The sequence below is a fragment of the Serratia sp. YC16 genome, from assembly GCF_009707615.1.
Lineage (GTDB): Bacteria > Pseudomonadota > Gammaproteobacteria > Enterobacterales > Enterobacteriaceae > Serratia > Serratia surfactantfaciens.
In genome coordinates, this window is record NZ_WLYN01000005.1 from 152,250 (window position 1) to 174,848 (window position 22,599).

Genomic DNA, 22,599 nt, shown 5'->3' on the forward strand with positions numbered 1-22,599 from the left:
CTTGCTCCTCAATTAACGTAATAAAGTCAGCAGCGGCGCCTGTTCCTGCACCGGAGACAGGCCGCTGGTCAACACGTCCACGTAGTCATCGCTGTTGCTGATGATGATCGGCGTGGTGGTGTCATAGCCGGCGGCATGGATCGCCGCCTGGTCGAACTCGATCAGCAGATCGCCCGGGGCGATCCGTTCGCCTTCCCGCACGTGGGCAGTGAAATGCGCCCCGTCGAGCTTCACGGTATCGATGCCGACGTGGATGAGAATCTCCGCGCCGTCGTCCGATTCGATACCGATGGCGTGTTTGGTTTTGAACAGCGACGCCACGCTGCCGCTCACCGGTGCCACTACGCGCCCCTGCTGCGGCGCAATCGCCACGCCTTTCCCCAGCAGACCGCTGGCGAAGGTGGCGTCGTTCACCTGCTCCAGCGGCACGATATCGCCGGCGATCGGGCTGAGGATCGCCTGTTTGCGGTTGAGCGGTGAAGCGGCTTCAGGCTGCGCGACGGCCTCTTCCGCCGGCGCGACGCCGAACAGATAGCTGGCCAGCGCGGCGAACACGAACGACAGCAGGGTGCCGCCGATCGCGCCCCACACCGTGGCGTCGATGCCGCCGCCGGGGATGATCTGCGCGAAGGTGAACACGCTCACCAGACCAAACGAGTAAACCGAAGTATGGAAGTAGCCGATCACCGCGCCGCCCAGCGCGCCGCCGATGCAACCGAAGATGAACGGGCGCTTGTTCGGCAAGGTGACGCCGTACACCGCCGGCTCGGTGATGCCGAAAATGCCGGCGCCGATCGCCGACGCGGACAGCGCCCGCAGCTTGGCGTCACGGGTGCGCAGCATCACGCCCAGCGTGGCGCCGACCTGCCCCATCACCGCCGGCAGCAGCAGCGGCACCATGGTGTCGCGCCCCAGCACGCTCAGGTTGTTGATCATCAACGGCACCAGCCCCCAATGCAGGCCGAAGATCACGCACACCTGCCACATCGCCCCCATAAAGGCGCCGGCAATGATCGGGTTGAAGGCGTAAATGCTCTGATAACCGTTGGCCAGCAGATGGCTGAGCCAGGTCGCCGCCGGGCCGATCAACAGGAAGGTCAGCGGCACGGTGATCGCCAGACACAGCAGCGGCGTGATGAAATTGCGCAGCGCGCTGTGGATCACCCGGTTGAACAGCGGCTCCAGGCGGCAGGACACCCAGGCCGCAAAGATGATCGGAATCACCGACGAGCTGTAGTTGATGAAGGTCAACGGAATGCCGAAGAAGTATTCGCGCACCGCGCCCGGCTGCTGCGCCGCCTCGAAGGCCGCCATCATCAGCGGGTGCGTCAGCGCGCCGCCGATCGCCATGGTGACGAACGGGTTGCCGCCGAATTTTTTCCCGGCGGTATAGCCGAGCATGATCGGGAAGAAGTAGAACAGCGCGTCGCTGGCGGCGAACAGCATTTTGAAGGTGCCGCCGCTTTCCAGCAGCCAACCGCAGGCCAGGCTCAGCGCCAGGAACCCTTTCAGGATCCCCGAAGCGGCCATCACCCCGAGCAACGGGGTGAAAATGCCGGACACCAGATCGATAAAGCGGCTGAGCAGGTTATCCTTCTTGCCGTCCGCCTCGTCGCCATTCGGCGCGCCTTCAGCCAGCCCACCGACCCGGTTGACCGCATCGAACACCTCCGCGACGTGGTTACCCACCACCACCTGGAACTGGCCGCCGCTCTCCACCACCATGATAACGCCGGGGTTTTTCTTCAGCGCCTCGGCATTGGCATGGCTGTCGTCACGCAGCTTGAAACGCAGGCGAGTGGCGCAGTGCACCAGACTTTTCACATTGTCGCGGCCACCGACGCCGGCCAAAATCTCACTGGCTAATGTGTCATATTTCATACGGTTATCCTTAGACTTCACGTTCTGCCGAGCCCGCCCTGCGCTGGCCTGGCGCAGGGCCGAAATGCGGCGCAAAAAAAAACCTAAACCTCGCGGCCTCTGCCCCATCGAGGGACAAAAACGCGAGGTTTAGGTTTTGCCTGCCGCAGCAGTAACAACCCTAAATCGGTTGAGTTATGACGTTACCACCGCGGATTTTGCCGGGGCAAGGCTTTGCGGCGGCAAATTCTCGAACTGTGATCGCAGGGGCAAAACGGCCTCAATGCGCGAAATAATGCATGCCGCCATCTACCGGGATCACTGCGCCGGTGATATATCGCGCGAGCGGGGAACAAAGAAACGCCGCCAGATAGGCCATATCTTCCGGCTCGCCGAAGTAGCCTATCGGGATATGTTGCGCAATGAACGCCTGGCGCGCTTCATCGGATGCGTATAAGCGCTCGCGGATCTGTTCGCTGTTGATGCGCCCCGGCTGTAACGTATTGACGGTAATCCCCTGCGCAGCCACGTCGCCGGCCAGCCCCTTGGCCCACAGATGCAGCGCGCCCTTGGCGGCGCTGGCGGCGCTCAGGCTGCGCGGCTCCATCGAGCCGCTGATGTTGATAACCCGCCCCCAGCCCTGCGCCTGCATGGCCGGCAACAGCGCCTGAGTCAACCGCCGGGCCGGCGTGAAGTTCAAAGCGAAAGCCTCTTCCCAACCGCGATCGCTTTCGTCCAGCGCCGTGGGGTGAAATGCGCCGACCGCGTTGATCAGAATATCGACGGTCCCCAGCTGACGCAGCGCCTGCGCCGCCAGTTGGGTTAACGCTTCGGGGTCGGTAACGTCTGCAACGGCGACCCACGGGCGCACAGCGCCTTGCCGTTCCACCTCATCCGCCAAGGCCTGCAGCCGATCGCCGCGTCGTGCGGTGGCCACTACCGTGACCCCTTGAGCGGCCAGCACCCTGACCATGCCGGCACCGATCCCTTCGCTGGCTCCCGTGACCAATGCCGTGCGTTGTTGCAATTGCAAATTCATAAGAAACCCTAATTGAATAATTCAATTTAAAAGGATGTGTTCGCACATTGAATCACGACGCTATCCGTGTGAATATTCCTGAAAACCGCATCGTTAATGTGCAGGAATTCACCGATGTTTGACTGGCAGGATTTAAAACACTTCGTGGCATTGGCGCGCACCGGTTCGCTGTCGGCGGCGGCGCGGGAATTGGGCTGCGATCACGCCACCGTCGGGCGACGCGTAGCGGCGCTGGAACAGGCGCTCGGCCTGCGTTTGATCGTACGTCACCCGCGCAGCACCCCGCTGACCCAGGACGGGCTGGCCATCGCCGGACTGGCGGCCGGGATCGACGCGCAGAGCCAGGCCATTATCCGCCATGCGCGCAGCGCCGGCGCAACGCCACAGGCCAGCGTGCGCATCAGCGCGCCGCCGTCGATCGCCGCGCATATTCTCGCGCCGCGCATTGCCGAATTTAATCAGGCTTTCCCACAAATCGTCGTGACGCTGGCGGGTGAATCCGCGCTCGCGGAGCTGGATCGCGGCGAAGCGGACATCGCCGTGCGCATGGTGCGCCCACAGCAGCCGGAGCTGCTGGCACAGCGTATCGGCATGATGCGCTACGCGCTGTACGCCGCGCCGGAGCATGCCGCACTGCCCGACGCGGCGCGCCGCTTTCTCGCCTATGACCCTCACTACCGACAGCAGCCGCATCAACAATGGTTGCAGCAGCTGTTACAGGGGCGGCCGGTGGTCTTTCAGGCCAGCGATCTGTTTTCACTGCAACAAGCGGCACGTTCAGGGTTGGGTGCCGCCGTTTTGCCGACGTTTGTCGCCGATAACGATCCGGATCTGGTGCCGTTGCCCACGGCGAGCGCCGCGCCAACGCGCGAGCTTTGGCTGGTGACGTATCCCGATTTGGCGCGTACCGCCGCCGTGCGCGCAGTGATGACTTTCCTGGTCGAGACGCTCGGTAAAACGTGCCCATTGCCGGCATAAACCATCAGAACAACTAATATAAATACTGGACAAAAGTCACGCAGGGGATTATTACTGGTCAACGCTTAATCGAGAGTAGGGATGACCATCATCATGGTGTTGCGTACTGATGTAGGACGGATTTTGATTACCGGCGCCGGCGGCCGGGTCGCCACGGCGTTTCGTCAGGCCATGGGCGATCGCTACGCGCTGCGCCTGGCGGAACGCGACATCAGCCTGCTGAGCGATCGGCTGCCCGGCGATGAGATCATCAGCTTCAACATCGCCGATCTCGACGCCTGCCGCGCAGCCTGCGCCAACATCGACACCGTGTTGCACCTGGCCGCCGATCCGGCTCCCGACGCCGATTTTTGCAGTTCGTTGATGGACAACAACATTCTCGGCACCTTCAATATCTTCCGCGCGGCGAAAGATGCCGGCTGCCGCCGGGTGGTGTTCGCCAGCAGCGCACAGGCGGTGGAAGGTTATCCGCTCGATTACCAAATCCGCCCGGATGACGCGCCGAAACCGAAAAACCTGTACGGTGCCAGCAAGGCGTTCGGCGAAGGCATCGCCGCCTATTTCGCCCACCAGGAGGGGCTTTCCGCCCTGTCGGTGCGCATCGCCAACTTCACGGCCCTGAGCCCGGGCGATCGCCTCAGCGCCCGCGACATGAGCGCGTTTCTCAGCCATCGCGACGCCGCCGATCTGCTGGAGCGCTGCATTCGTGTCGCAGAGGTGCAATATGCGGTGGTGCACGGGGTTTCCAATAACCGTTACAAACGTTTATCGCTGGAAGAGACCAGCCGTTTGCTCGGTTACTACCCGCAGGACGATGCGTTCAGCCTGCTCGGTTTCGAGTAGCAGGCGGCAAGGGGGGGAGAGAACAACGCCGGGCAGAACCCGGCGCCTGGCGGGAAATTACGGTTTTTCGGCGATTTTGCGCAGATATTCGTTATTTTTAAACGCAATGATAATCATCTCGAACGCCACGCGCACGAACACGCCGCCGACGATGATGCCGAACAGTCCGCGGAAGAATTCGCCGTAAAACATCATGCCAATACCGCTGATCAACACGCCCAACAGCGCCAGCCAGTAAACGGCGGTGATGATTTTTGGCGTCAGCATCGCATCGAAGAAGAAGATATTTCTCATGTGGATCTTTCCTTAGGCAGGTCTTTCATTATCCCAGAGGTGCCGTGCTAGCGGCCACCATACATATACATGGGTAATGATAGCGGCTAAGACTAGATGCCGAACAGATAAATGGGGGCGGGAGTGGATAAGCGTTTATGTTTTATGCGGCTAACGGCGTGCGACGGGTAAAACCCGCCGCACGCTGTCGTTTTTAGCCGTTGGCGTAGGCCACCTTTTCGGCTCGGCGGCTGGTAAACAGCACCAACAGCAGCGCCAGCCCGGCGATAATCGCCCCCATCACCGGCACGAAGCTGTATCCCAGCCCGGCGGAGACCACCGCGCCGCCGGCGGCGGCACCGAGCGCATTGCCCAGGTTGAAAGCGCCGATATTGACCGAAGACGACAGGCCAGGTGCTTCGCTGGCGACGCGCATCACGCGCATCTGCAGCGGCGGCACCACGGCGAAGGTCGCCGCCCCCCAAATCACCATGCTGACCGCCGCGCCGATTTCACTGCGCGCCAGCAACGGGATCAGCAGCATGATGGCCGCCAGCAACAGCAGGAAGCCTTTCAGCGTCGCGCTTTCGGAGCGGTCAGCAAATTTGCCGCCGAGGTAATTGCCGATGGAGAAACCAACGCCGATCAATACCAGCATCACCGTCACGAACAACGGCGTCGCCTCAGTGATATGCTGCAATACCGGCGAGATATAGGTATAGAGCGTGAACATCGCGCCCGCGCCCAGCACGGTGGTCAGCAGCGCGGTCAATACCTGCGGCCGCACCAGCACCGACAGTTCGCGTTTCACATCGGGCCGCGCCCCGGCGCTGCCTTGCGGCAACGAGAACCACAGCCCCAGCATGGCGACCACGCCTAACCCTGCGGTAGCCAGGAACGACATGCGCCAGCCGATGGTTTCACCCAGCCAGGTCGCGGCCGGCACCCCGCCGATATTGGCGATGGTCAGGCCCATAAACATGGTCGCCACGGCGCTGGCCTGTTTCTCCTTCGGCACCACGCTGGCGGCCACCACCGACCCGAGGCCAAAGAAAGCGCCGTGGTTCAGGCTGGTGATGATGCGCGACAGCATCAGGGTGGTGTAATCCGGCGCGAGGGCCGACAGCACGTTGCCGAGGGTAAAGATCGCCATCAGGAAGATCAGCGCGCTTCTGCGCGCCCGGTGCGACAGCAGCAGCGTCATCAACGGTGCGCCGACCATCACGCCAACGGCGTAGGCGCTGATCAACATGCCGGCCATCGGAATGGAAACGTCCACCCCTTTGGCGATGGTTGGCAGCAACCCCATGGGGGAAAACTCGGTGGTGCCGATACCGAACGCCCCCACCGCCAGGGCTAACAAGGGATAATTCACTTTCATGCAACAACTCCGGTTTACCGCTGCCGAAGCGCGGGAACAGTTAAGATGCCGAAAGTATGACATTGGTCACAGCAAAGATAAGCCGGCGGAAGGCTAAAAGACTTTTGCGATTTTGTTAAAAGTGCGGCGGGAAGGGAAGGCTATCGGCATCCGTCACCCGGACGGGGATAAGGCATGGCGGCCCGAGTATCGGGCCGGAAGACGTCTGTCATGAGCGTGGAATCAACGCCACCTCAGGCCCTCCCGCGGCGCACCTTGCCCGCACGCATTTCGATATTCCGCGCCAGCTCAGGCAGCCCGCCGGCCAGGAAGCAGGCTTCCGCCAGCACGAACAGCGGGCCGATGATAAGGCCCGCCACGTCGTCCATAAACGCCGGTTTTCGCCCCTCCCAGAAATGCCCGACGAACTGAAACAGCCAGCCGATCACGAAACCGCCGAGGCTGACGCTCAGCCACGCCGCCGTCGACAGCGACGCCACCCAGGCGCCGAACCCGAGGCACAGCACCAGCAACGCCAACATCATGACGCCAAGACGCAGATTCAGCCGCAGGTAATAGAGCGCCGAGACGATAACCAGCGCGCAGGCCGGCGAGAACGGCAGCCATCCCGCCCCCCATGCCGGCCGAGAGAGCAGCGCCAACAGGCTGACGACGATCAGCGGGATGCCGATAAAATGTGTGGCGATATTGCGCGCATCGCGATGATAGGCGGCATAAGCGGCAAGTTGATCTTCCAGACTTCGCATGTTGACCTCCGGTATGTGTGGCCTTCGTCGCCGAACGCGCGCCGCCGCATGCGGCTGCCCTTCCCCATAGCTTAGCGCGGGATCACCAATACCGGTTGACCAATCTCATCCAGCAGGCCGCGCGTGACCGAGGCGTTCAGCCAGCGCTCCAACGAAGACAGGTGGCGGTGCGAGATGATCAACAGATCGCAGTTGAACAGCGCCATCTGCTCCGGGATCACCTCGATGGGCGCCCCGGCAGCCAGCAGGCCCTGGGCGTTGAAGCCCATCTGTTTCAACGCCCGAGTCACCTGCCCGACCTGCTTTTCCGCCAGCGCCTCTTCGCGCTGGGCGGCGGGATATTCTTCGCGCTCGTCGCTGTCGAAACGCAGGCCGCTGCGGCTAAGCGTGAAGGCATTGTCCACCACCGTCAGCACGATCACGCCGCCGATGCTGCCTTGCAGACGCGCCATAAACTCCAGGGCGTTGCCGCTGTGTTCAAAGCAGTCCACCGCCAATAACACTCTCTCAATCATAACCATCCTCATTCGACCGAGTTAAATCGCGCCCTTGAAATTGGCTTCGCCCTTTTTCCAATAACCTTTGGCAAACAAGGCGGCGCGGGAGATGCCCATTTCGTTGATAAAACGCGCCTTCAGATACGCAGCGACCTGGTGTTCGCAGGCCAGCCACACCTGCCCTTCCCCGGCCGGCAGTTCGCAGTGGCTGACGGCCTGCACCAGCGGGCTGTTCATCACGCTGTCAAAATGCCGGGTGCGTATTTGCCAGCTGTTCACCTGCAAAAAGGAGCAATCGACGTCCTGGATCTCCTGCGCATCGCCCACTTCGGCGAACCACAGCACCGGCAACGGATCGGAGAGCGAGGCGAGGATGGTGCGCATGGCGGGCAACGCGGTCTCATCGCCCAGCAACAAAAGCCAGCGGGTTTGCGGCAGCAGCCGGAAGCCGCCGGAGCAAGGGCCGGCGAACCCCAGCTTGTCGCCCGGCATCGCGTCGCGCGCCCAGTTCGACGCCGGGCCTTCGCCGTGCAGCACCATGTCGATATCGAAGGTGCGGGCGAGTTTATCGATGCCGCTCAGGGTGTAAGCTCGCCCGGCCAGCGTGTCGCGCCACGGAAAGAACACCTTGACCCAGCTGGCCGGCTCCTGCGCGCGCGGATCGGCGATAAACTTGTCCACATCGTCGCCGCTCAACGTGATGCGCCTGATCCGCGCGCTAACTTGCCGCACCGCGCTCACCCGCGCCTCCCGCTTGCGGCGGGTATCTCTTTCCAGCATCTCGTCGACCATCTTATTCAGCGTGTTGTGCATCAGCCTTCTCCTGTGGCGCCGCAGACGGATAGGTGTGTTCCCAGCCGCCGCCCAGCGCTCGATAGATATTCACCACGGCGATCGCCGTCTCCTCCTCTGAAACAATTTGCGCGGACTGCAGATCCAGCAGCGCGCGCTGCGTGCTCAGAACGTGGATAAAATCGCTGGCGCCGTTCAGATAGCTGTCGCGCGCCAGCGCAAACGCGTGTCGGTTGGCGGCCAGCGCTTCGGCCAGGTGCGTCTGGCGGCGCTGCTGGGCGCGATAGCCGGAAAGCGCGTCGTCGATCTCATGCCAGGCACGCAGCACCGTTTGCTGGTAGGCGATGGCCATTTCCTGCTGGCGATATTCGCTCAGGCGTACCCGCTGGGTGATTTTTCCCCCGTCGAACAACGGCAGATACAAAACGGGGCCGATGGCGAAGGTATGCGTGGACCAACTGCCCATATCCGACAAGGCCAATGCCTGGTAGCCCGCGTTGCCGGTCAGCGTGATGCGCGGGTAGTAGTCGGCGGTGGCGACGCCGATCTCGGCGGTGGCCTGATGCAAACGCTCCGCCGCTTCGCGAATATCCGGCCTGCGCAGCGCCAGATCCGACGCCACCCCCATCGGCACCGCGCGCGCCAGCGTCGGCAGCGGCCCCGGCGGCGACAGCATCGCCTTCAGCGCGCCCGGCCGCTCGCCCAACAGCAGACTGATGGCGTTGATCAAGCGTTCCTGCCGATCGGCCAACGTCGGCAGCAGGGCATCCACCTGCGCCAACTGCACCTGCGCCTGATCGATATCCAGTTCGTTGCCCGCGCCGCTTTGATAACGGCTTTGCGTCAGCTGCAGCGTGCGCAGCGCGGTGGCGCGGTTTTCCTGCGCCACCGCCAGCTGCTGCTGCGTGGCGCGCAGGCGCAGATAGTTGCTCGCCACCTCCGCCGTCACCGACGTCAGCAGTGCGCGCCGATTCTCCTGCGAAGCGGCGAAGCCGGCGCGCGCGCTTTCCGACGCGCGGCGCAGCTTGCCCCACATGTCCAGCTCCCAGGCGGCGCTGAAGCCGCCGCGCCAGAGGTTGTAATCCGCCTCTCCGCCGTTGCCGGACGGATCCATGCTGCCCACTGAGGTGGCGCGCTGGCGCTGATAGGCGCCATCCAGGCTCAGATCCGGCATCAGCGCCGCCTCCGTCACCCCCAGCAGGGCGCGGCTCTGCTGCAGGCGCGCCGTGGCGAGCTGCAGATCCAGGTTACCGGCCGCCACGCGCTGCGCCAGCTGCGACAGCAGCGCATCGTTGAATATCGACCACCAGGCCACCGGCAATGCCCCGCCGCCGGCCTGCTGACCCCAGCTCTCGGGCAATGTGTTCTGTGGCTGAGCATAATCCGGCCCCACCGCCCGGCAGCCGCTCAGCGCAATCAGCAAGAGCGGTATCACGGCTCTGTTCATTACAGCCCCCCGTCCAGCGTATTGATGCTGACGTCCGCAGACATGCCGACGCGCAGCGCGCTCAGCAAAGCGGCGTGCTCCTTGTTGATATCAAACACAATCTTCACCGGGATGCGCTGGACGATCTTGGTGAAATTACCGGTGGCGTTTTCCGGCGCCACGGCCGAGAAACTGACGCCAGAAGCCGGCGCGATGCTGTCCACCTGCCCTTTCAGCGTTTGGCCGGGAAAGGTATCGATATGGATGTCTACCGACTGCCCGTGTGCAATGTTTTCCAACTGGGTTTCCTGGTAGTTGGCGATGATGTACAGCTTGTCCTGCGGCACGATGGCCAGCAGCGCATCGCCCGGTTTGACGAACTCCCCGACCCGCAGGCTTTTCTTGCCGACCACGCCGCCGATCGGCGCGGTGATGCGGGTATAAGACAGGTTCAGTTCGGCCATCGCTTTCTTCGCCTGCGCCAACATCAATTCGGCATCGCTGTCCGCCAGCTTGGCCTGCAGCACCTGCTCCATATTTTTCGCCGCTTTGAGCGTCGCCTCCGACTGCGCCACATTGGCGGAAAGCGTGTGCACCCGCGTCGTCGCCTGCTGCGCCGCCTGCTGCGAACCCGCGCCGCTGCTGGCCATTCGCTGGTAGCGGTTCTGCTCCTGGCGCGCAAACGCCAGCTCCGCCTGCGCCGCCTGCCGCTCCGCCTGCGCGGCGGCGATCAGCGCACTCTGCCGGGTGAGGTTAGCCCTGGCGTCGTCCTGCCGGGCGCGGGCCGATTGCTCCTGCGCCGTCGCCTGCGCCAGGGCAACGTTGAACTCACGCGGGTCGATCACCGCCAGCAACTCCCCCTGCTTGACCCACTGGTTGTCCTTGACCAACACCTGTGCAATTTCACCGGCGATCTGCGGAGAAATACGCGAAATATCGGCGCGAATATAGGCATCGTTGGTGTGTTGCTGTGTATCTTTAATAAAGAATTTATTGATTAATAATCCCAGCGTAATGGCGGCGACCGCCAATACGGCAATGGCGACTTTCTTATTAGCCATAAAAGTGACTCCATATAATAGGTATTTCTGATGATGAAATGTCAGGCGGCGACCGATCGCGGCGGATAAATACGGGTCGGCATAAATAAAATCAGCGCGGTCAGTAATAACGCCAGGCCGGCAACCAACAGATAAAGATCGGCGCTGGCCAGCACGTGGCTCTGCCGGGCGGCGAGCTGCGCCAGCTGTTCCGCACCGCCCGATGCGCTACTGTAGGCCGAGCCGAAACCGTCGGCGATCGTGCCGGCGTGATAATCCCCGCGCTGGCGGCTGAGCAACGCGATGGCGCCGCCGGCTGCGGTGGCCACGAAGCCTTTCACCGCGTTGAACCAGGCCGCCGCAAACGGCCCGTCGGTCGGCAACAGCCCACCGGTCGCCTGCATCAGCAACGGGATGATCGCCATCGGTTGAGCGACCGCCTGCAACAGCGCGATGACGCGGAACGTGTCGCCATTCCATTCCGGCGTCAGCTGAGCCGCCAGCACGCAGGCGGTGGCCATCAACAGCAGGCTGATCGCCAGCACCCAGCGGCAATCCACTCGCGGCGTATTGCAAATTATGGCGACGATCGGCAGCGTAATTAATTGCGGCAACGCAACCCACAGCATTAAGTCTGAGGTTTGTTCCTGACGATAACCTTGAATCGCGGCTAAATATCCCGACGTGATATTAACCAGCGACACCATAATTAACAGCACGCCACCCAGCGTAATTAAGGAGAAAGACAAATTCCTTTTGCTTAATAGCTGTAAATTAAAAAAGGGCAGCGGGTGGTACCATTCGTTAATCAGAAATAACGCCAATAATCCGCCGCCGCCCAATAATAAAACGTAGATCAGCGGCGAATTCAGCCAGTCGAGGCGCTCCCCCTGTGAAATGCCCACCGTCAGCATGCCGAGCGCCATGCCGCCGAGCAGCAGGCCGCGCCAGTTGAACTGCCGCAGACGCTCCAGCCGCAGCGGATCCTGTGGCAGACCGTAGCCGATGCACAAGGCGGCGATCGCCATCAGCGGCAGGTTCCAGTAGAAATACCCGCTCCAGCCCCAGTGAAAGGCGAAGGCGGCGGCGGTAGCGCCCAGCGTGGCACTCCAGGCCGAGACCCAGCCGTAGGCGCCCAGCCCCAGCACCTTGATCAGCGGCGGCATAAAACGCAGCACCACCGTCATCAGCATCGGCGGCAACGCGCCGCCGGCGAAGCCCTGCAGGCTGCGCACCGCCAACAGCGCGCCATACTGTTCTCCCAACCAGGGCGTCAGCAGCCCGCCGGCCAGATAAATGCCGCACATCGTCAACGCCACCCGGCGCAGCGAAAAAGTCGGCCAAAAACAGGGCGTGAACCCGGAACCGATCACAAAACCGGTGACGTAACAGGTAGTCAGCCAGCTGCCGGCATCGAAGCTCATCAGCATGCCGCCCTGTATGTCCGCCAGCGCGAACTTGCTGGCGTTTTCCCCCACGCCGCTGGCCATCACCGCCAAAAACACGCCGAACAGCCCCAGCCAAGTGCGGCCGTTGATTTCACCGGCGCTGGCGAGCCATCGATTTTTGTGGTGCGGCGTAACAGACACCTCAACCATTCCCCACTCCTGCTGTTTCAGCCTCAATCTTTGTTGTCGTGGGCAGTATCCGGACTTATTTCGATTGTTTAAAATGAAATCATGTAATTAACTAGTTGCACAAAACGCAATCCATCACGCACGCCACGACCGGAGAGGCCATGCCGCAAAAAATTGATTTCAATCTGATCTATGCGCTGAATCTGCTGCTGGAAGAAGGGAGCGTGAGCGGCGCCGCCGAAAAGATGAACCTGAGCGCGCCGGCGATGAGCCGCATTCTGGGGCGCATCCGCCGGCAGTTCGACGATCCGATCATGGTCAGGGCTGGCAAGCATCTGGTGCCAACGCCGCGCGCGCTGGAGTTGAAACGCCAGCTCGGCGAGATCATCGAACAGGCCGCCGCGCTGATCGCGCCGAATGAATCATTCGAGCCCGGCAGGTTGACCAGAACCTTCACCATTCGCGCCAACGACATCTTTATCGGCGCGCTGGCAGGCGGCTTGCTGGAGACGCTGCGGGACATGGCGCCGCTGAGCGGCCTGAAATTCATCGCCGAAAGCGACGGCGAGGATGACGCGCTGCGCAGCGGCAAGGTGGATCTGGTGATCGGTTCTTCACGCGACTGGCACCCGGAAATCAAGACGCAGAGCCTGTTCACCAGCACCTTTCAGGGGCTGGTGCGGCCGGGGCACCCGATCATCGGCCGGGTAACGCCTGAAACCCTGACCCATTACCCGCATATCAGCGTCTCCCGTCGCGGGCGCACGCAGGGGCCGATCGACGACGCGCTGCGCGATCTCGGCCTGCAGCGCAACGTCGCTCTGACCCTGCCGGGCTTCCATTCGGCGATGATGCTGACCATGAAATCGGACTTCATCCTGCCGCTGCCGCGCCACGTGCTGCAGGGGGTGAGCAACATCCATCTGCCGTTGGCGGAGATCGAGCTGCCGCTCGAGCTGGAGTCGGTGTTTATCGTGCAGGCCTGGCATCCGCGCCTCGATCGCGATCCGGCGCACCGCTGGCTGCGGCAGACCATCAAGCAGTTCTTTTTGCAGAGGGAGTGAAGGGGGTTATTGGCGATTAGGTGGCGGAAGATCACAGGAGTCGAACCTGCCCAGGACCGCTGGCGGCCCCAACCGGATTTGAAGTCCGGCCGCCCCACCGGGGACGAGGATCTTCCTTGGAGAAGAGGGAAGCAAGGCGCTGATTATAGCGCAGTTCGTTCGCTGCGCTAAGCGGGAAATGGCGGCCGCCGGCGATTCGGCGGCCGGGGGGCTACTTCAGGAAATCCTTCACGTCCAGCAGGATGAACTCGTTGTCATCCGCCATATTGGGCTGGCGGCTGGAGGAGAACGGGAAGTTGTTGTCGTTGCCGACGATGATGTGGTTGGCGTCCACCACGTCCACGTTCTCGATGGTGAAGAACGGGAAGGTCAGCACGCCGTCGTTCAGCGGCTTGCGCGCCAGCTTGTTCGGATCCTGAATGTTCATCAGGTCGATATAGCCCAGTTTTTCGACCGGTTTGCCGACGTTGGCGTCCGAGAAGGCGATTTTATATACCCGCTTGAACTTGGCCACCTGGCTGAAGCAGTTGTCGGTCGGCGCACCGGCGGCGCAGGCTTTGTCCGGCGTGCCTTCGCCGTTGTCGCGCTCGATCACCAACCCGTGGGTGGCGTCGATCATGTTGAAGTCGCCGATAGCGTTCTGGTTGTCTTCCAGCACATACTGCCAGCTGCGGCCGGTCCAGGCCTGCCGTTTGACGTCAAACTCCAGCACCCGCAGGTAGCGTTTGCCGCCGACGTTCTCGAACTGCTCGCCGTCCCACAGCGCCCCTTCCAGCAGCGGGTACAGCTTGCTGCCGTCCGGCGAGGCGGCCATGCCTTCAAAGCCCTTGGAGCGCGCCACCTGGAAGTTTTGCTTGCCGTCCGGCGCGCCCGGCAGGGTCAGCGTCGGGTTGTCCGGCGATTTCACCACCTTGCCGTCCACCTGAGTGTCGAACACCGCCAGCACTTTACCGTTCAGGTCGGCCTTGATCAGGTAAGGCCCGAACTCTTCGCCGATCCACAAGGCATCGTCGGCAAACTGGAAGCTTTCCGGGTCGAAATCGCTGCCGGTCAGATAGCGCTTCTCGGTGCTCTCATTGATGATATGGAACGGCACCTTTTTATCCGGATCGTGCAGGAACACCGTCTTCAGCGGCGCAACCGTGCCGTCTTTGAAATCGATCTTGTAGTGGTTGAGGTACAGCATGGCATCCGGGGAGTTGGCTTTGCTGCCGAAGCCGTTGTCGGTCAGCACCCAGTAGGTGCCGTCGGTCATGTGCTTGATGCCGGAGTGGCCCTGCAGCGGCTGACCGTTGATCGGCAGGCCGAGGCCGGTCAGGCGATCGGCGGATTTGCCCGCCACGCTGCCCAGCTCGGTGACGCGTTTGCCGCTGGTGTATTTGCCGCTCTGTTGCAGATCGCTCGGTGCATCCTTCGGTGTGGAAACGGCGGATTTTACCGGCAGCAGCGCATGCCCGGCCAGCGTCGCCTGCACCGGCTGCGCCTCGGCCCACAGGTTGGCGCTCAGCGCCATGCAGCCGACCAGCAGCGCCAGCCGGGTTTTGGTGTTGTGCATGTCATTGTCCCTTTTCGTTGTTATCGCCCAGAAGTAAAAGCAACGTCACTATAGGGAGCGGCAATGACAGAAATATTATTCGGCGAACGCCCGCCGGTAGCTGTGCGGGTGGAAGCGCCAGGTGATGGCGATCAGCACCACCACCAGCAGCGCGTGGATCTGCCAGTCCAGCACGAAGCCGCCGCTGTAGTCGCGCAGCAGGCCGGAGAGGTAGGGCGTCACGCCCGCCAGCAGAAAACCGACGCCCTGCATAAAGGCCACCAGCCGCCCGGCCGCCGCCGGCTGGTGCAGGTGATCAAGCGCCAGCACCAGGCACAGCGGGAACGCGCCGCCCAGCCCCAGCCCGGAAACCAACACCCACAGCCACGGCAGCGTCTGCGGCAGGTAAATCAGACCGATAAAGCCGATCAGTTGCATCATCAAGGCCAGCAACAGCAGCGGCCGCCGGTCATGATTGCGCGCCAGCGCCGGCAGCAGCAGCGCGCCCATCACCTGGCCGAAGGTCATCAGCGCCAGCAGCGAACCGCTGGCCTGCGGCTGCCAGCCGAGCTGCATGTAATACGGCGGCAGCCAGGCGATCAGGCTGGTATAGCCGCCGTTGATCAGGCCGAAATAGGCACCGAGCAGCCAGGCGCGCCGGTTGCGCAGCAGGCTTGGGCCGCGGTGTTCTCCCGCCGCGCCCAGGCGAGACAGCCCGCGGCTGACCGGCCACCAGGCCAGCAGCGCCACCAGGGCCGGCAACGCCCACCAGGCCAGCGCACTGTGCCAGTCGCGCCCCGTACTCATCAGCCATGGGGTGATCGCCGCCCCCAGACCGCCGCCACCCATCAGCGCCGCCGACCACAGCCCGGCCACCAGCGCCATGCTTTTGAGGAAGTGATGCTTGATGATGCCGGGCATCACCGCCTGGATCACCCCGATGCCGAGCCCGCCCAGCACCGCGCTCATTAACAGTTGCACGCTGCCGGGGGCCAGTTCGCGCCAAAGCGCGCCCAGCCCGATCGCCAGCAGGCTCAACGTCACGGCGCTGCGTTCGCTGAACAGCCGATTGATGGCGCCGCCCGCCAGCGCCATCAGCCCCATCATCAGCACCGGCAGCGTGGTCAACAGCGCCGCGCCGCCAAAGCTCAGCCCGGTGGCCTGGCGCAGCGTCGGCAGCAACGGGCCGATCGAGGTCAACAGCGGCCGCATGTTCAGGCCGATCAACACCAGCGCCAGCAACAGGGGGTTGAACCAGCGACGTGGAGAAGGTGAATTAACAGAATGATTTAACAAGGTATATTCCTGGTACTGCGAAATGAAGAGTGCGGCGTCACAGCGCGATCGCCGCAGCGTTGCGTTACTGTAGGCAACGCCGCTAGTATTGGGAAATTAAATAATAAAATAGCCAACAGTGGGAAAATGAATCGCTACCCGATGTTCAATCCGCAGCTGCTGCTCAGCTTCGTCGCCGTGTGCGACAGCAACAGCTTCACCCGCGCCGCAGAGCGAGTGTTCTTGTCGCAGTCCACCGTCAGCCAACAGGTGCGTCGGCTGGAAGAGATGTTGGGCAAACCGTTGTTTGAACGCTCCTCGCATCAGGTGCTGCTGACTGAAGAAGGCGTCAAGTTGTTGAGCTACGCGCGCCGCATCATCGCGCTGAATGAAGAAGCCCACGACGCGCTGACCGGCATCTGGCGCGACGGCGTGCTACGGATCGGCATGCCGGAAGATTTCGCCGTGCCCACCACCGAGCTGCTGGCGGAATTCAGCCGCGAGCACCCGCACCTGCGGCTGGACGTCGCCAGCGGCCTGAGCGCCGATCTGCACAGCGCCTACGCACGTGAAGAGCTGGATCTGATCCTGGTGAAGCAGCGCCGCCAGCAACCGCCGCGCGCCGCGCGGCCGGAACCGCTGCTGTGGCTGGACAGCCTGGCCTTTCCGGCTATCGAGCAATCGCCGGTGCCACTGGCGGTATTTCCACTCAACGGCCTGTACCGCGACGAGCTGTGCCAGGCGCTGGACAACCTCGGCAAACGCTGGCGTATCGGCTACAGCAGCGCCAGTCTGGCGGCGCTGACCGCCGCTTCCGCCGCCGGGCTGGGCGTCACCCTGCTGCCGGCCGGCTGCCGTCTGCCCACGCACCGGGTGCTGGGCGCGGCCGAAGGATTGCCGCCGATAGACAGCTTCGAACTGGCGCTCTACTACCGCGACGGCGCCCCCGCCGCCACGCTGGCACTGGCCCAGCGACTGACGGTGTTTTGCGGGTTGAAGTGAGATCGGTTACGCCACTATCTGCGGATATTCGCGCTGTAGCCAGTCGATAATCCGTACCCACAGCGCGTCGGTCTGCTCAAGGCAAGCCTGTACCGCCGCATCCGTCACCAAATCGCCGGAGTAATCCGCCACATTGCGCTGTTTTCGCAATGCATCCAGGCAGATCATTGCCTCGCGCGGCAACCCTACGGTGAGCGGCAACGTTTGGATCATGGTCTGGTGATGACCGGGTTTGCTGGTCAGCGTGCGGTACCCCTTGGCTTGCAAAGCGGCATTAGCCATTTGCATGACCGCCTTATATGCCGTGTCGAAACGGCTCTCATTGCTGAGCTGAGTGATACCCGCATCACGGCGGTTGCGCGCGGCGGCGGCCAGCAATTTTTTAATCGCCCCCGAGTCAGGCGTTATCACCTCCAGTCCCAGCCCGACCAGATTGTCCAGCGTCATCCTTGTCTCCCGCAATCCAGAGTTGGGGTTTCTGCATAATGTCCTGTATAAACGCGGAGTTCTCGGCCAAAGCCGCCCGCCACTCTTCCGGCGAGTAAAGTTTGGGGTTAATTTCCCGTCCCAGCGTTTCCTGCAGCGGATAAATAGCCTGAATCACCTGCGAAAAAGACAGTTTGCCAACGATCAACACATCGATATCGCTGGCCGCCGTCGCTTTGCCACTGGCGACGGATCCAAAAATAAAGGCCCGTTCAATAGCTGCACCAAACTCTGCCAATGTCTGCCTTAAGCGCTCCACTGGCCCGCAAGCCTTGCGGAAAATAGCCGCCAGCTCTGGGAAAATCAGGCAATCAACGTTGGCCTGATAGCAAATTTGATTGCCCTGCCGCTGCCTGAGCAAAATGCCCCCCTCAGCCAGCCTGCTCAACTCTTTATGTAAAGTACCGGCCTGAGTTGCGGTACGCCGCGCAATTTCCCGCACGTGAAACGCTCGCCCGGGCTCAATAAACAGCAGGCTTAGCACTTTTCTACGGTATTCGCTGAACAGCAGTTCGAGCATCGGATCGTGCATCACGCTAACCTCAATGTAGCTTTAATGACTACAAATGTAGCTATTAAAGCTACGAAAGAGCAAGCCAGGAAAGCCATTCAACCGATGGGCGCCAGTCATTACCAAATCGAATAGTCACCAGTGGCAAATGTCGCTGCCAACCGACCGCTTCCTCTCCTAAATTGGGGGATGTTTTCACCCACCTCACCTCTGGATTAAGGAACCGAACGTGGAAAACCCTCAACAACCGGGCCGCAGAGCCTTCCTCAGCCAAACTGGCAAACTCACCACCGCCTGCGCGGTGATCGGCCTGACCGGCGGTGTGGCACAGGCCGCGTCTCTTGGCGGCGAGCAGTGCGCACCGGCACCGATGACCCTGACCGAACGTCACTACTGCCTGAGCGAGGTGCGGATGGAAGACGGCTTTGAATACGACGGCGACACGGTGATCGGCACCCGCACCGCGCTGTATACGCTTGAGATCAAAGACGGCAAGATCGCCGCCATTCATGCCGCCAACGCCGCGCTGCCCGCCGGCGTGCCCCGCTATAAGGCGCAGGGCCAGCTGCTGCTGCCGGCGTTTCGCGATATGCACATCCACCTGGACAAAACCTTCTACAGCGGCCCGTGGCAGGCGCCGCGCCCGCGCCAGGGCAAAACCATCATGGACATGATCGCGCTGGAGCAGACGCTGATCCCGAAACTGCTGCCCACCTCGCAGCAGCGGGCGGAAAATCTGATCGCCCTGCTGCAGTCCAAAGGCAGCACCGTGGCGCGCAGCCACTGCAATATCGATCCGGTCAGCGGCCTGAAAAGCCTGGAGCACCTGCAGCGCGCGCTGGAAAACCACCGGGCGGACTTCAGCTGTGAAATCGTCGCTTTCCCGCAGCATGGCCTGCTGCACTCCAGGGTCGATGCGCTGGTGCGCGAAGCGATGCAGATGGGCGTGCAGTACGTCGGCGGGCTCGATCCGACCAACGTCGACGGCGCGATGGAGAAATCGCTGGACGCCATGTTCCAGATCGCCCTCGATACCGGCAAAGGCGTGGATATCCACCTGCATGAAACCAGCCCGGCCGGGGTCGCCGCCATCAACTACATGATCGCCACCGTGGAGCAAAACCCGGCGCTGCGCGGCAAGGTCACCATCAGCCACGCTTTCGCCCTGACCACGCTGACGCCGGGCGAACTGGCGGAAACCGCCACCCGGCTGGCGGCGCAGCAGATCACCATCGCCTCCACGGTACCGATCGGCGGCCTGATGATGCCGCTGCCGCAACTCAGCGAGAAAGGGGTGTTCGTGATGACCGGCACCGACAGCGTAATCGACCACTGGTCGCCGTTTGGCACCGGCGACATTCTGGAAAAGGCCAACCTGTACGCCCAGCTGTACCGCGGCTCCGACGAGTATCACCTGTCGCGCGCCATGGCCATCTCTACCGGCGGCGTGCTGCCGCTGGACGATAAGGGCCAGCGCGTCTGGCCGAAAGCCGGCGACGCCGCCGAGTTCGTATTGGTCAACGCCAGCTGCTCCGCCGAGGCGGTCGCCCGCCTGCCGGCACGCAGCGCCACCTTCCATCAGGGGCGTCTGGTGGCCGGCCAGGTGAGCAAAGCCTAAGGTCGGTCCGCTGTTGTCATCATGATGGCCGTTTTTGGCCTTCTGCCAGAGTAAGGCGCGGCGCAAGATGGTCGCTACACACACTGGCGGAGGGCCGAAAATGTCACAGAGCGCGTTATTGATCATCGATGTCCAGCAATCATTCCAGCACCGTCCATTCTGGCAGGAGGACGATCTGCCGGCGTTTCAACAGGCGCTGACCCGTCTGATCGCGGGCTGTCAGCAACGCGGCGCGGCGCTGGTCGACGTGCTGCACGTCTCGCCGCAGGGGCCTTTCTCGCTGGCTTCGGGCCACGTGCAACGCCTGCCGTTCCTCACCCACCAGGCGGATATCACCGTGCATAAGCATGTGCACAATGCGCTGACCGAATCCGGCCTCGACGCCTGGCTGCGCGAGCGGGATATCAACCACCTGATCATCTCCGGCATCCGCACCGAACAGTGCTGTGAAACCACCACCCGGGTGGCGTCCGATCTCGGTTATCGGGTGACCTTCGTCACCGAGGCGACGCTGACCTTCCCGATGCGCCATCCCGACGGTGAAGTCTTTACCCCCGCGCAGCTGAAGCGGCATACTGAAACCGTACTGGTCGATCGTTTCGCCCGCATCGCCAGCGTGGATGAGGCGCTGGCGCAACTCGCACAGGAGTAACCATGCCGCAGGCCGTCTATTTTCTGCTGTTGCCCAACGTGCTGTCGCTCGACGTCAGCGGCCCGGCGGAAACCCTGCGCCTCGCCGGGTCGTTCAGCCTGCGTTACCTCAGCCCGGCGCCGCAGGTCGTCTGCTCCATCGGCATGACGCTGAGCGGCCTGCAGCCGTTGCCCGAACGCCTGGAAGACGGCGCTATTCTGGTGTTGCCGGGCGTCGGCGATTCGCAGCGCTATTTCGCCGGTGAAGAGGCCGAGCAGGCCCGCCGCTGGCTGGCGACGCTGCGGCCCGATCTGCAGCGGCAGCGCATCACTCTGGTGTGCATCTGCTCCGGCGCGCTGCTGGCGGCGCAGGCCGGGCTGCTCGACGGCTATCAGTGCACCACCCACCACGACGTCATCGAACGCATCCGCCTGCAGGCGCCGGCGGCGCAGGTGAAAGAGAACCGCATCTTCGTCGAAGACCGCGGCGTCTATACCAGCGCGGGCATCACCACCGGCATCGATTTGGCACTGCATCTGGTTCACCGTCACTGCGGCTCCGGCCGGGCGCGCGACGTCGCACGCGACATGGTGGTCTATTTCCGCCGCGCCGGCGACGATCCGCAGCTGTCGCCCTGGCTGCGCTACCGCAACCACCTGCACCCGGCGGTACACCGCGCGCAGGACGTGATGGCCGCCGAGCCGGAGGCCGACTGGTCGGTGCCGCAGGTAGCGGAAAAGGCGCACGTCAGCAGTCGCCACCTGGCGCGGCTGTTTCGCAGCCACGTCGGCATCAGCGTGCGGGAATATCATGAACAGCTGCGGTTGGCGGTGGCGCAACAGCGCCTGCAGCAAGGGTATGGGTTGGAAAAGGCCGCGCTGGCGGCCGGTTTTTCTTCCGGGCGGCAGCTGCGCCGCGCCCAGCAGCGCCAGCACTCGCCGCTATGACACCAGTCGGCGGGTATCCAGCCGCTGCAGGCCGACAGACAGCAACAGGCTGAGCCCCAGCGCCACGCCGAACACCCAGAAGATATCCAGCAGCGGGTGGCCGGTGAAATCGAGGTGCCGATTGCGCATCATGTTGACGATAAGGGCGTGAAAACCGTAGATCGCCAGCGAATGGCGGGAAAACACGCCCAACCAACCGATCGGCTGCGGCAGGCAATGTTTCACCCATACCAGCAGCGCTACCGCCGCCATAAACACCAGCGGGCCGCTGTAGATATAGTAGGTATCGGCGAAATTGCCGTTGATGAACAGCTGGTGCTTGGTGCCGCGCGCGATCAGCGCCACGCACAGCGCAAATCCCAGCGCCGCCAGCCAGCCCACGGCGCGCCCGCGCGCCTCCATCATGCCCATCGCCCGCCCGGCCAGCGCATACAGCAGGTAGTAGAAGGTATCGCCGTAGATATACAGGTTAACCGGCAGCAGGTGCACGTTGCCGAAGGTCAGCTTGTCGGTATTCGGGTTGGCGATCACCGCCAACACCACCAGCACGGCGGCCAGGTAACGGCGCGACACCGGCTTGACGCCGATCAGCGGCGACAGCAGGTAAATCACCGCGATGGCGTAGAAAAACCACAGATGATAGAACACCGGCTTTTGCAGAATGCCGCGCAGCGACGGCCAGAAACCGATCTTGGTGAAAGCCGCGATATAGATCAGCGCGATGGCGCTGTAGAACAGAATGCAGCAGATGATGCGGGTGAAATGTCGCCGGCCGGCGCTCTTTTCGCCGAAGAACAGGTAGCCGGAAATCATAAAGAACAGCGGCACCGACACACGCGACAGCGAATTCAGCACGTTGGCGATATCCCAGTTATGCAGCCCTATCGCCGCGCCGTTGGTGACGTAATAAGTGGTGGCGTGGATCATCACCACCATCATGCACGCTATCGCCCGCAGGTTGTCTATCCAGCCGATTTTCTCGCTCAAACGCTCGCTCGATCTTGTGTCATATTGATATGTTAATAAGAGGTTATCGGGCGCAGCGTTCGGCGACAACCCAAAAGCGAAATATCAGAATG

General features: G+C 62.5%; 22 protein-coding genes and 1 tRNA gene. 7 read left to right on the forward strand and 16 right to left on the reverse strand.

Annotated elements, in window-relative coordinates; all coding sequences use genetic code 11:
- Window positions 1-12: 12 nt before the first annotated feature.
- Together bglF and GKN89_RS16605 are read right to left on the reverse strand one after the other, a co-directional pair.
- Window positions 13-1,881 (reverse strand): PTS beta-glucoside transporter subunit IIABC, encoded by a 1,869-nt coding sequence (bglF, locus tag GKN89_RS16600; protein ID WP_154747388.1) that lies wholly within the window; start codon window positions 1,879-1,881, stop codon window positions 13-15.
- Between the two features lie 259 nt (window positions 1,882-2,140).
- Window positions 2,141-2,899: an SDR family NAD(P)-dependent oxidoreductase gene (locus GKN89_RS16605; RefSeq protein WP_063918227.1), complete on the reverse strand. Its 759-nt coding sequence runs from the start codon at window positions 2,897-2,899 to the stop codon at window positions 2,141-2,143.
- Window positions 2,900-3,013: 114 nt separating this feature from the next.
- Here GKN89_RS16605 and GKN89_RS16610 point away from each other — a divergent pair, with 114 nt between their 5' ends.
- Window positions 3,014-3,877: a LysR family transcriptional regulator gene (locus GKN89_RS16610; RefSeq protein ID WP_019452596.1), complete on the forward strand. Its 864-nt coding sequence runs from the start codon at window positions 3,014-3,016 to the stop codon at window positions 3,875-3,877.
- Between the two features lie 93 nt (window positions 3,878-3,970).
- Window positions 3,971-4,720 carry an NAD(P)-dependent oxidoreductase gene (locus GKN89_RS16615; protein ID WP_025160408.1) on the forward strand — a complete coding sequence of 250 codons (750 nt, stop codon included), beginning with the start codon at window positions 3,971-3,973 and terminating at the stop codon, window positions 4,718-4,720.
- Between the two features lie 57 nt (window positions 4,721-4,777).
- On the opposite strand, the gene GKN89_RS16620 is transcribed toward GKN89_RS16615, so the two are convergent.
- The 8 genes from GKN89_RS16620 to GKN89_RS16655 form a co-directional block, all read right to left on the reverse strand.
- On the reverse strand, window positions 4,778-5,014 hold the full coding sequence (locus GKN89_RS16620) for a DUF4282 domain-containing protein (RefSeq protein ID WP_019452598.1): 237 nt from the start codon (window positions 5,012-5,014) through the stop codon (window positions 4,778-4,780).
- 193 nt (window positions 5,015-5,207) lie between these two features.
- Window positions 5,208-6,374: an MFS transporter gene (locus tag GKN89_RS16625; RefSeq protein ID WP_063918228.1), complete on the reverse strand. Its 1,167-nt coding sequence runs from the start codon at window positions 6,372-6,374 to the stop codon at window positions 5,208-5,210.
- Between the two features lie 233 nt (window positions 6,375-6,607).
- Entirely contained in the window at window positions 6,608-7,120 is a 513-nt protein-coding gene (locus tag GKN89_RS16630) for a DUF962 domain-containing protein (RefSeq protein ID WP_063918229.1), read from the reverse strand.
- A 71-nt stretch (window positions 7,121-7,191) separates the two neighbouring features.
- Window positions 7,192-7,635: a universal stress protein gene (locus tag GKN89_RS16635; protein WP_019452601.1), complete on the reverse strand. Its 444-nt coding sequence runs from the start codon at window positions 7,633-7,635 to the stop codon at window positions 7,192-7,194.
- Window positions 7,636-7,656: 21 nt separating this feature from the next.
- On the reverse strand, window positions 7,657-8,430 hold the full coding sequence (locus tag GKN89_RS16640) for a siderophore-interacting protein (protein ID WP_019452602.1): 774 nt from the start codon (window positions 8,428-8,430) through the stop codon (window positions 7,657-7,659).
- Window positions 8,411-9,856: an efflux transporter outer membrane subunit gene (locus GKN89_RS16645; RefSeq protein ID WP_154747389.1), complete on the reverse strand. Its 1,446-nt coding sequence runs from the start codon at window positions 9,854-9,856 to the stop codon at window positions 8,411-8,413. The genes GKN89_RS16640 and GKN89_RS16645 overlap by 20 nt, the downstream gene beginning before the upstream one ends.
- A complete protein-coding gene (locus GKN89_RS16650; protein ID WP_154747390.1) occupies window positions 9,856-10,896 on the reverse strand; it encodes an HlyD family secretion protein in 1,041 nt (346 codons plus the stop codon). The genes GKN89_RS16645 and GKN89_RS16650 overlap by 1 nt, the downstream gene beginning before the upstream one ends.
- Before the next feature lie 41 nt (window positions 10,897-10,937).
- Entirely contained in the window at window positions 10,938-12,473 is a 1,536-nt protein-coding gene (locus GKN89_RS16655) for an MFS transporter (protein WP_154747391.1), read from the reverse strand.
- 140 nt (window positions 12,474-12,613) lie between these two features.
- On the opposite strand from GKN89_RS16655, the gene GKN89_RS16660 reads away from it, so the two are divergent.
- Window positions 12,614-13,516: a LysR family transcriptional regulator gene (locus GKN89_RS16660; protein WP_154747392.1), complete on the forward strand. Its 903-nt coding sequence runs from the start codon at window positions 12,614-12,616 to the stop codon at window positions 13,514-13,516.
- A 21-nt stretch (window positions 13,517-13,537) separates the two neighbouring features.
- On the opposite strand, the gene GKN89_RS16665 is transcribed toward GKN89_RS16660, so the two are convergent.
- The 3 genes from GKN89_RS16665 to GKN89_RS16675 all read right to left on the reverse strand — a co-directional run bounded on the left by GKN89_RS16665 (window position 13,538) and on the right by GKN89_RS16675 (window position 16,346).
- Window positions 13,538-13,632 (reverse strand) — tRNA-Sec (locus tag GKN89_RS16665).
- A gap of 95 nt (window positions 13,633-13,727) precedes the next feature.
- Complete coding sequence (locus GKN89_RS16670; RefSeq protein WP_154747393.1) at window positions 13,728-15,071, reverse strand: esterase-like activity of phytase family protein; 1,344 nt, start codon at window positions 15,069-15,071, stop codon at window positions 13,728-13,730.
- A 75-nt stretch (window positions 15,072-15,146) separates the two neighbouring features.
- Window positions 15,147-16,346, reverse strand: a complete 1,200-nt coding sequence (locus tag GKN89_RS16675) for a cyanate transporter (protein ID WP_063918256.1) — start codon at window positions 16,344-16,346, stop codon at window positions 15,147-15,149.
- Window positions 16,347-16,472: 126 nt separating this feature from the next.
- On the opposite strand from GKN89_RS16675, the gene GKN89_RS16680 reads away from it, so the two are divergent.
- Entirely contained in the window at window positions 16,473-17,327 is an 855-nt protein-coding gene (locus tag GKN89_RS16680) for a LysR family transcriptional regulator (protein ID WP_025160289.1), read from the forward strand.
- 6 nt (window positions 17,328-17,333) lie between these two features.
- Here GKN89_RS16680 and GKN89_RS16685 read toward each other — a convergent pair whose 3' ends face one another.
- Window positions 17,334-17,774: a hypothetical protein gene (locus GKN89_RS16685; RefSeq protein ID WP_019455541.1), complete on the reverse strand. Its 441-nt coding sequence runs from the start codon at window positions 17,772-17,774 to the stop codon at window positions 17,334-17,336.
- Window positions 17,725-18,345, reverse strand: a complete 621-nt coding sequence (locus tag GKN89_RS16690) for a nucleotidyltransferase domain-containing protein (protein WP_019455540.1) — start codon at window positions 18,343-18,345, stop codon at window positions 17,725-17,727. The genes GKN89_RS16685 and GKN89_RS16690 overlap by 50 nt, the downstream gene beginning before the upstream one ends.
- 208 nt (window positions 18,346-18,553) lie before the next feature.
- On the opposite strand from GKN89_RS16690, the gene GKN89_RS16695 reads away from it, so the two are divergent.
- The 3 genes from GKN89_RS16695 (at window position 18,554) to GKN89_RS16705 (ending at window position 21,520) form a co-directional block, all read left to right on the forward strand.
- Window positions 18,554-19,942: an amidohydrolase family protein gene (locus GKN89_RS16695; RefSeq protein WP_370520221.1), complete on the forward strand. Its 1,389-nt coding sequence runs from the start codon at window positions 18,554-18,556 to the stop codon at window positions 19,940-19,942.
- A 100-nt stretch (window positions 19,943-20,042) separates the two neighbouring features.
- Window positions 20,043-20,594: an isochorismatase family protein gene (locus tag GKN89_RS16700; RefSeq protein ID WP_004934049.1), complete on the forward strand. Its 552-nt coding sequence runs from the start codon at window positions 20,043-20,045 to the stop codon at window positions 20,592-20,594.
- A gap of 2 nt (window positions 20,595-20,596) precedes the next feature.
- The gene (locus tag GKN89_RS16705; RefSeq protein ID WP_154747394.1) at window positions 20,597-21,520 is read left to right on the forward strand and encodes a GlxA family transcriptional regulator; all 924 of its coding nucleotides are present in this window, start codon (window positions 20,597-20,599) and stop codon (window positions 21,518-21,520) included.
- Here the strand turns inward: GKN89_RS16705 and GKN89_RS16710 are convergent.
- Window positions 21,515-22,507 (reverse strand): acyltransferase, encoded by a 993-nt coding sequence (locus GKN89_RS16710; RefSeq protein WP_154747395.1) that lies wholly within the window; start codon window positions 22,505-22,507, stop codon window positions 21,515-21,517. The two genes, GKN89_RS16705 and GKN89_RS16710, sit on opposite strands and share 6 nt — an antisense overlap.
- Window positions 22,508-22,599: the final 92 nt, after the last annotated feature.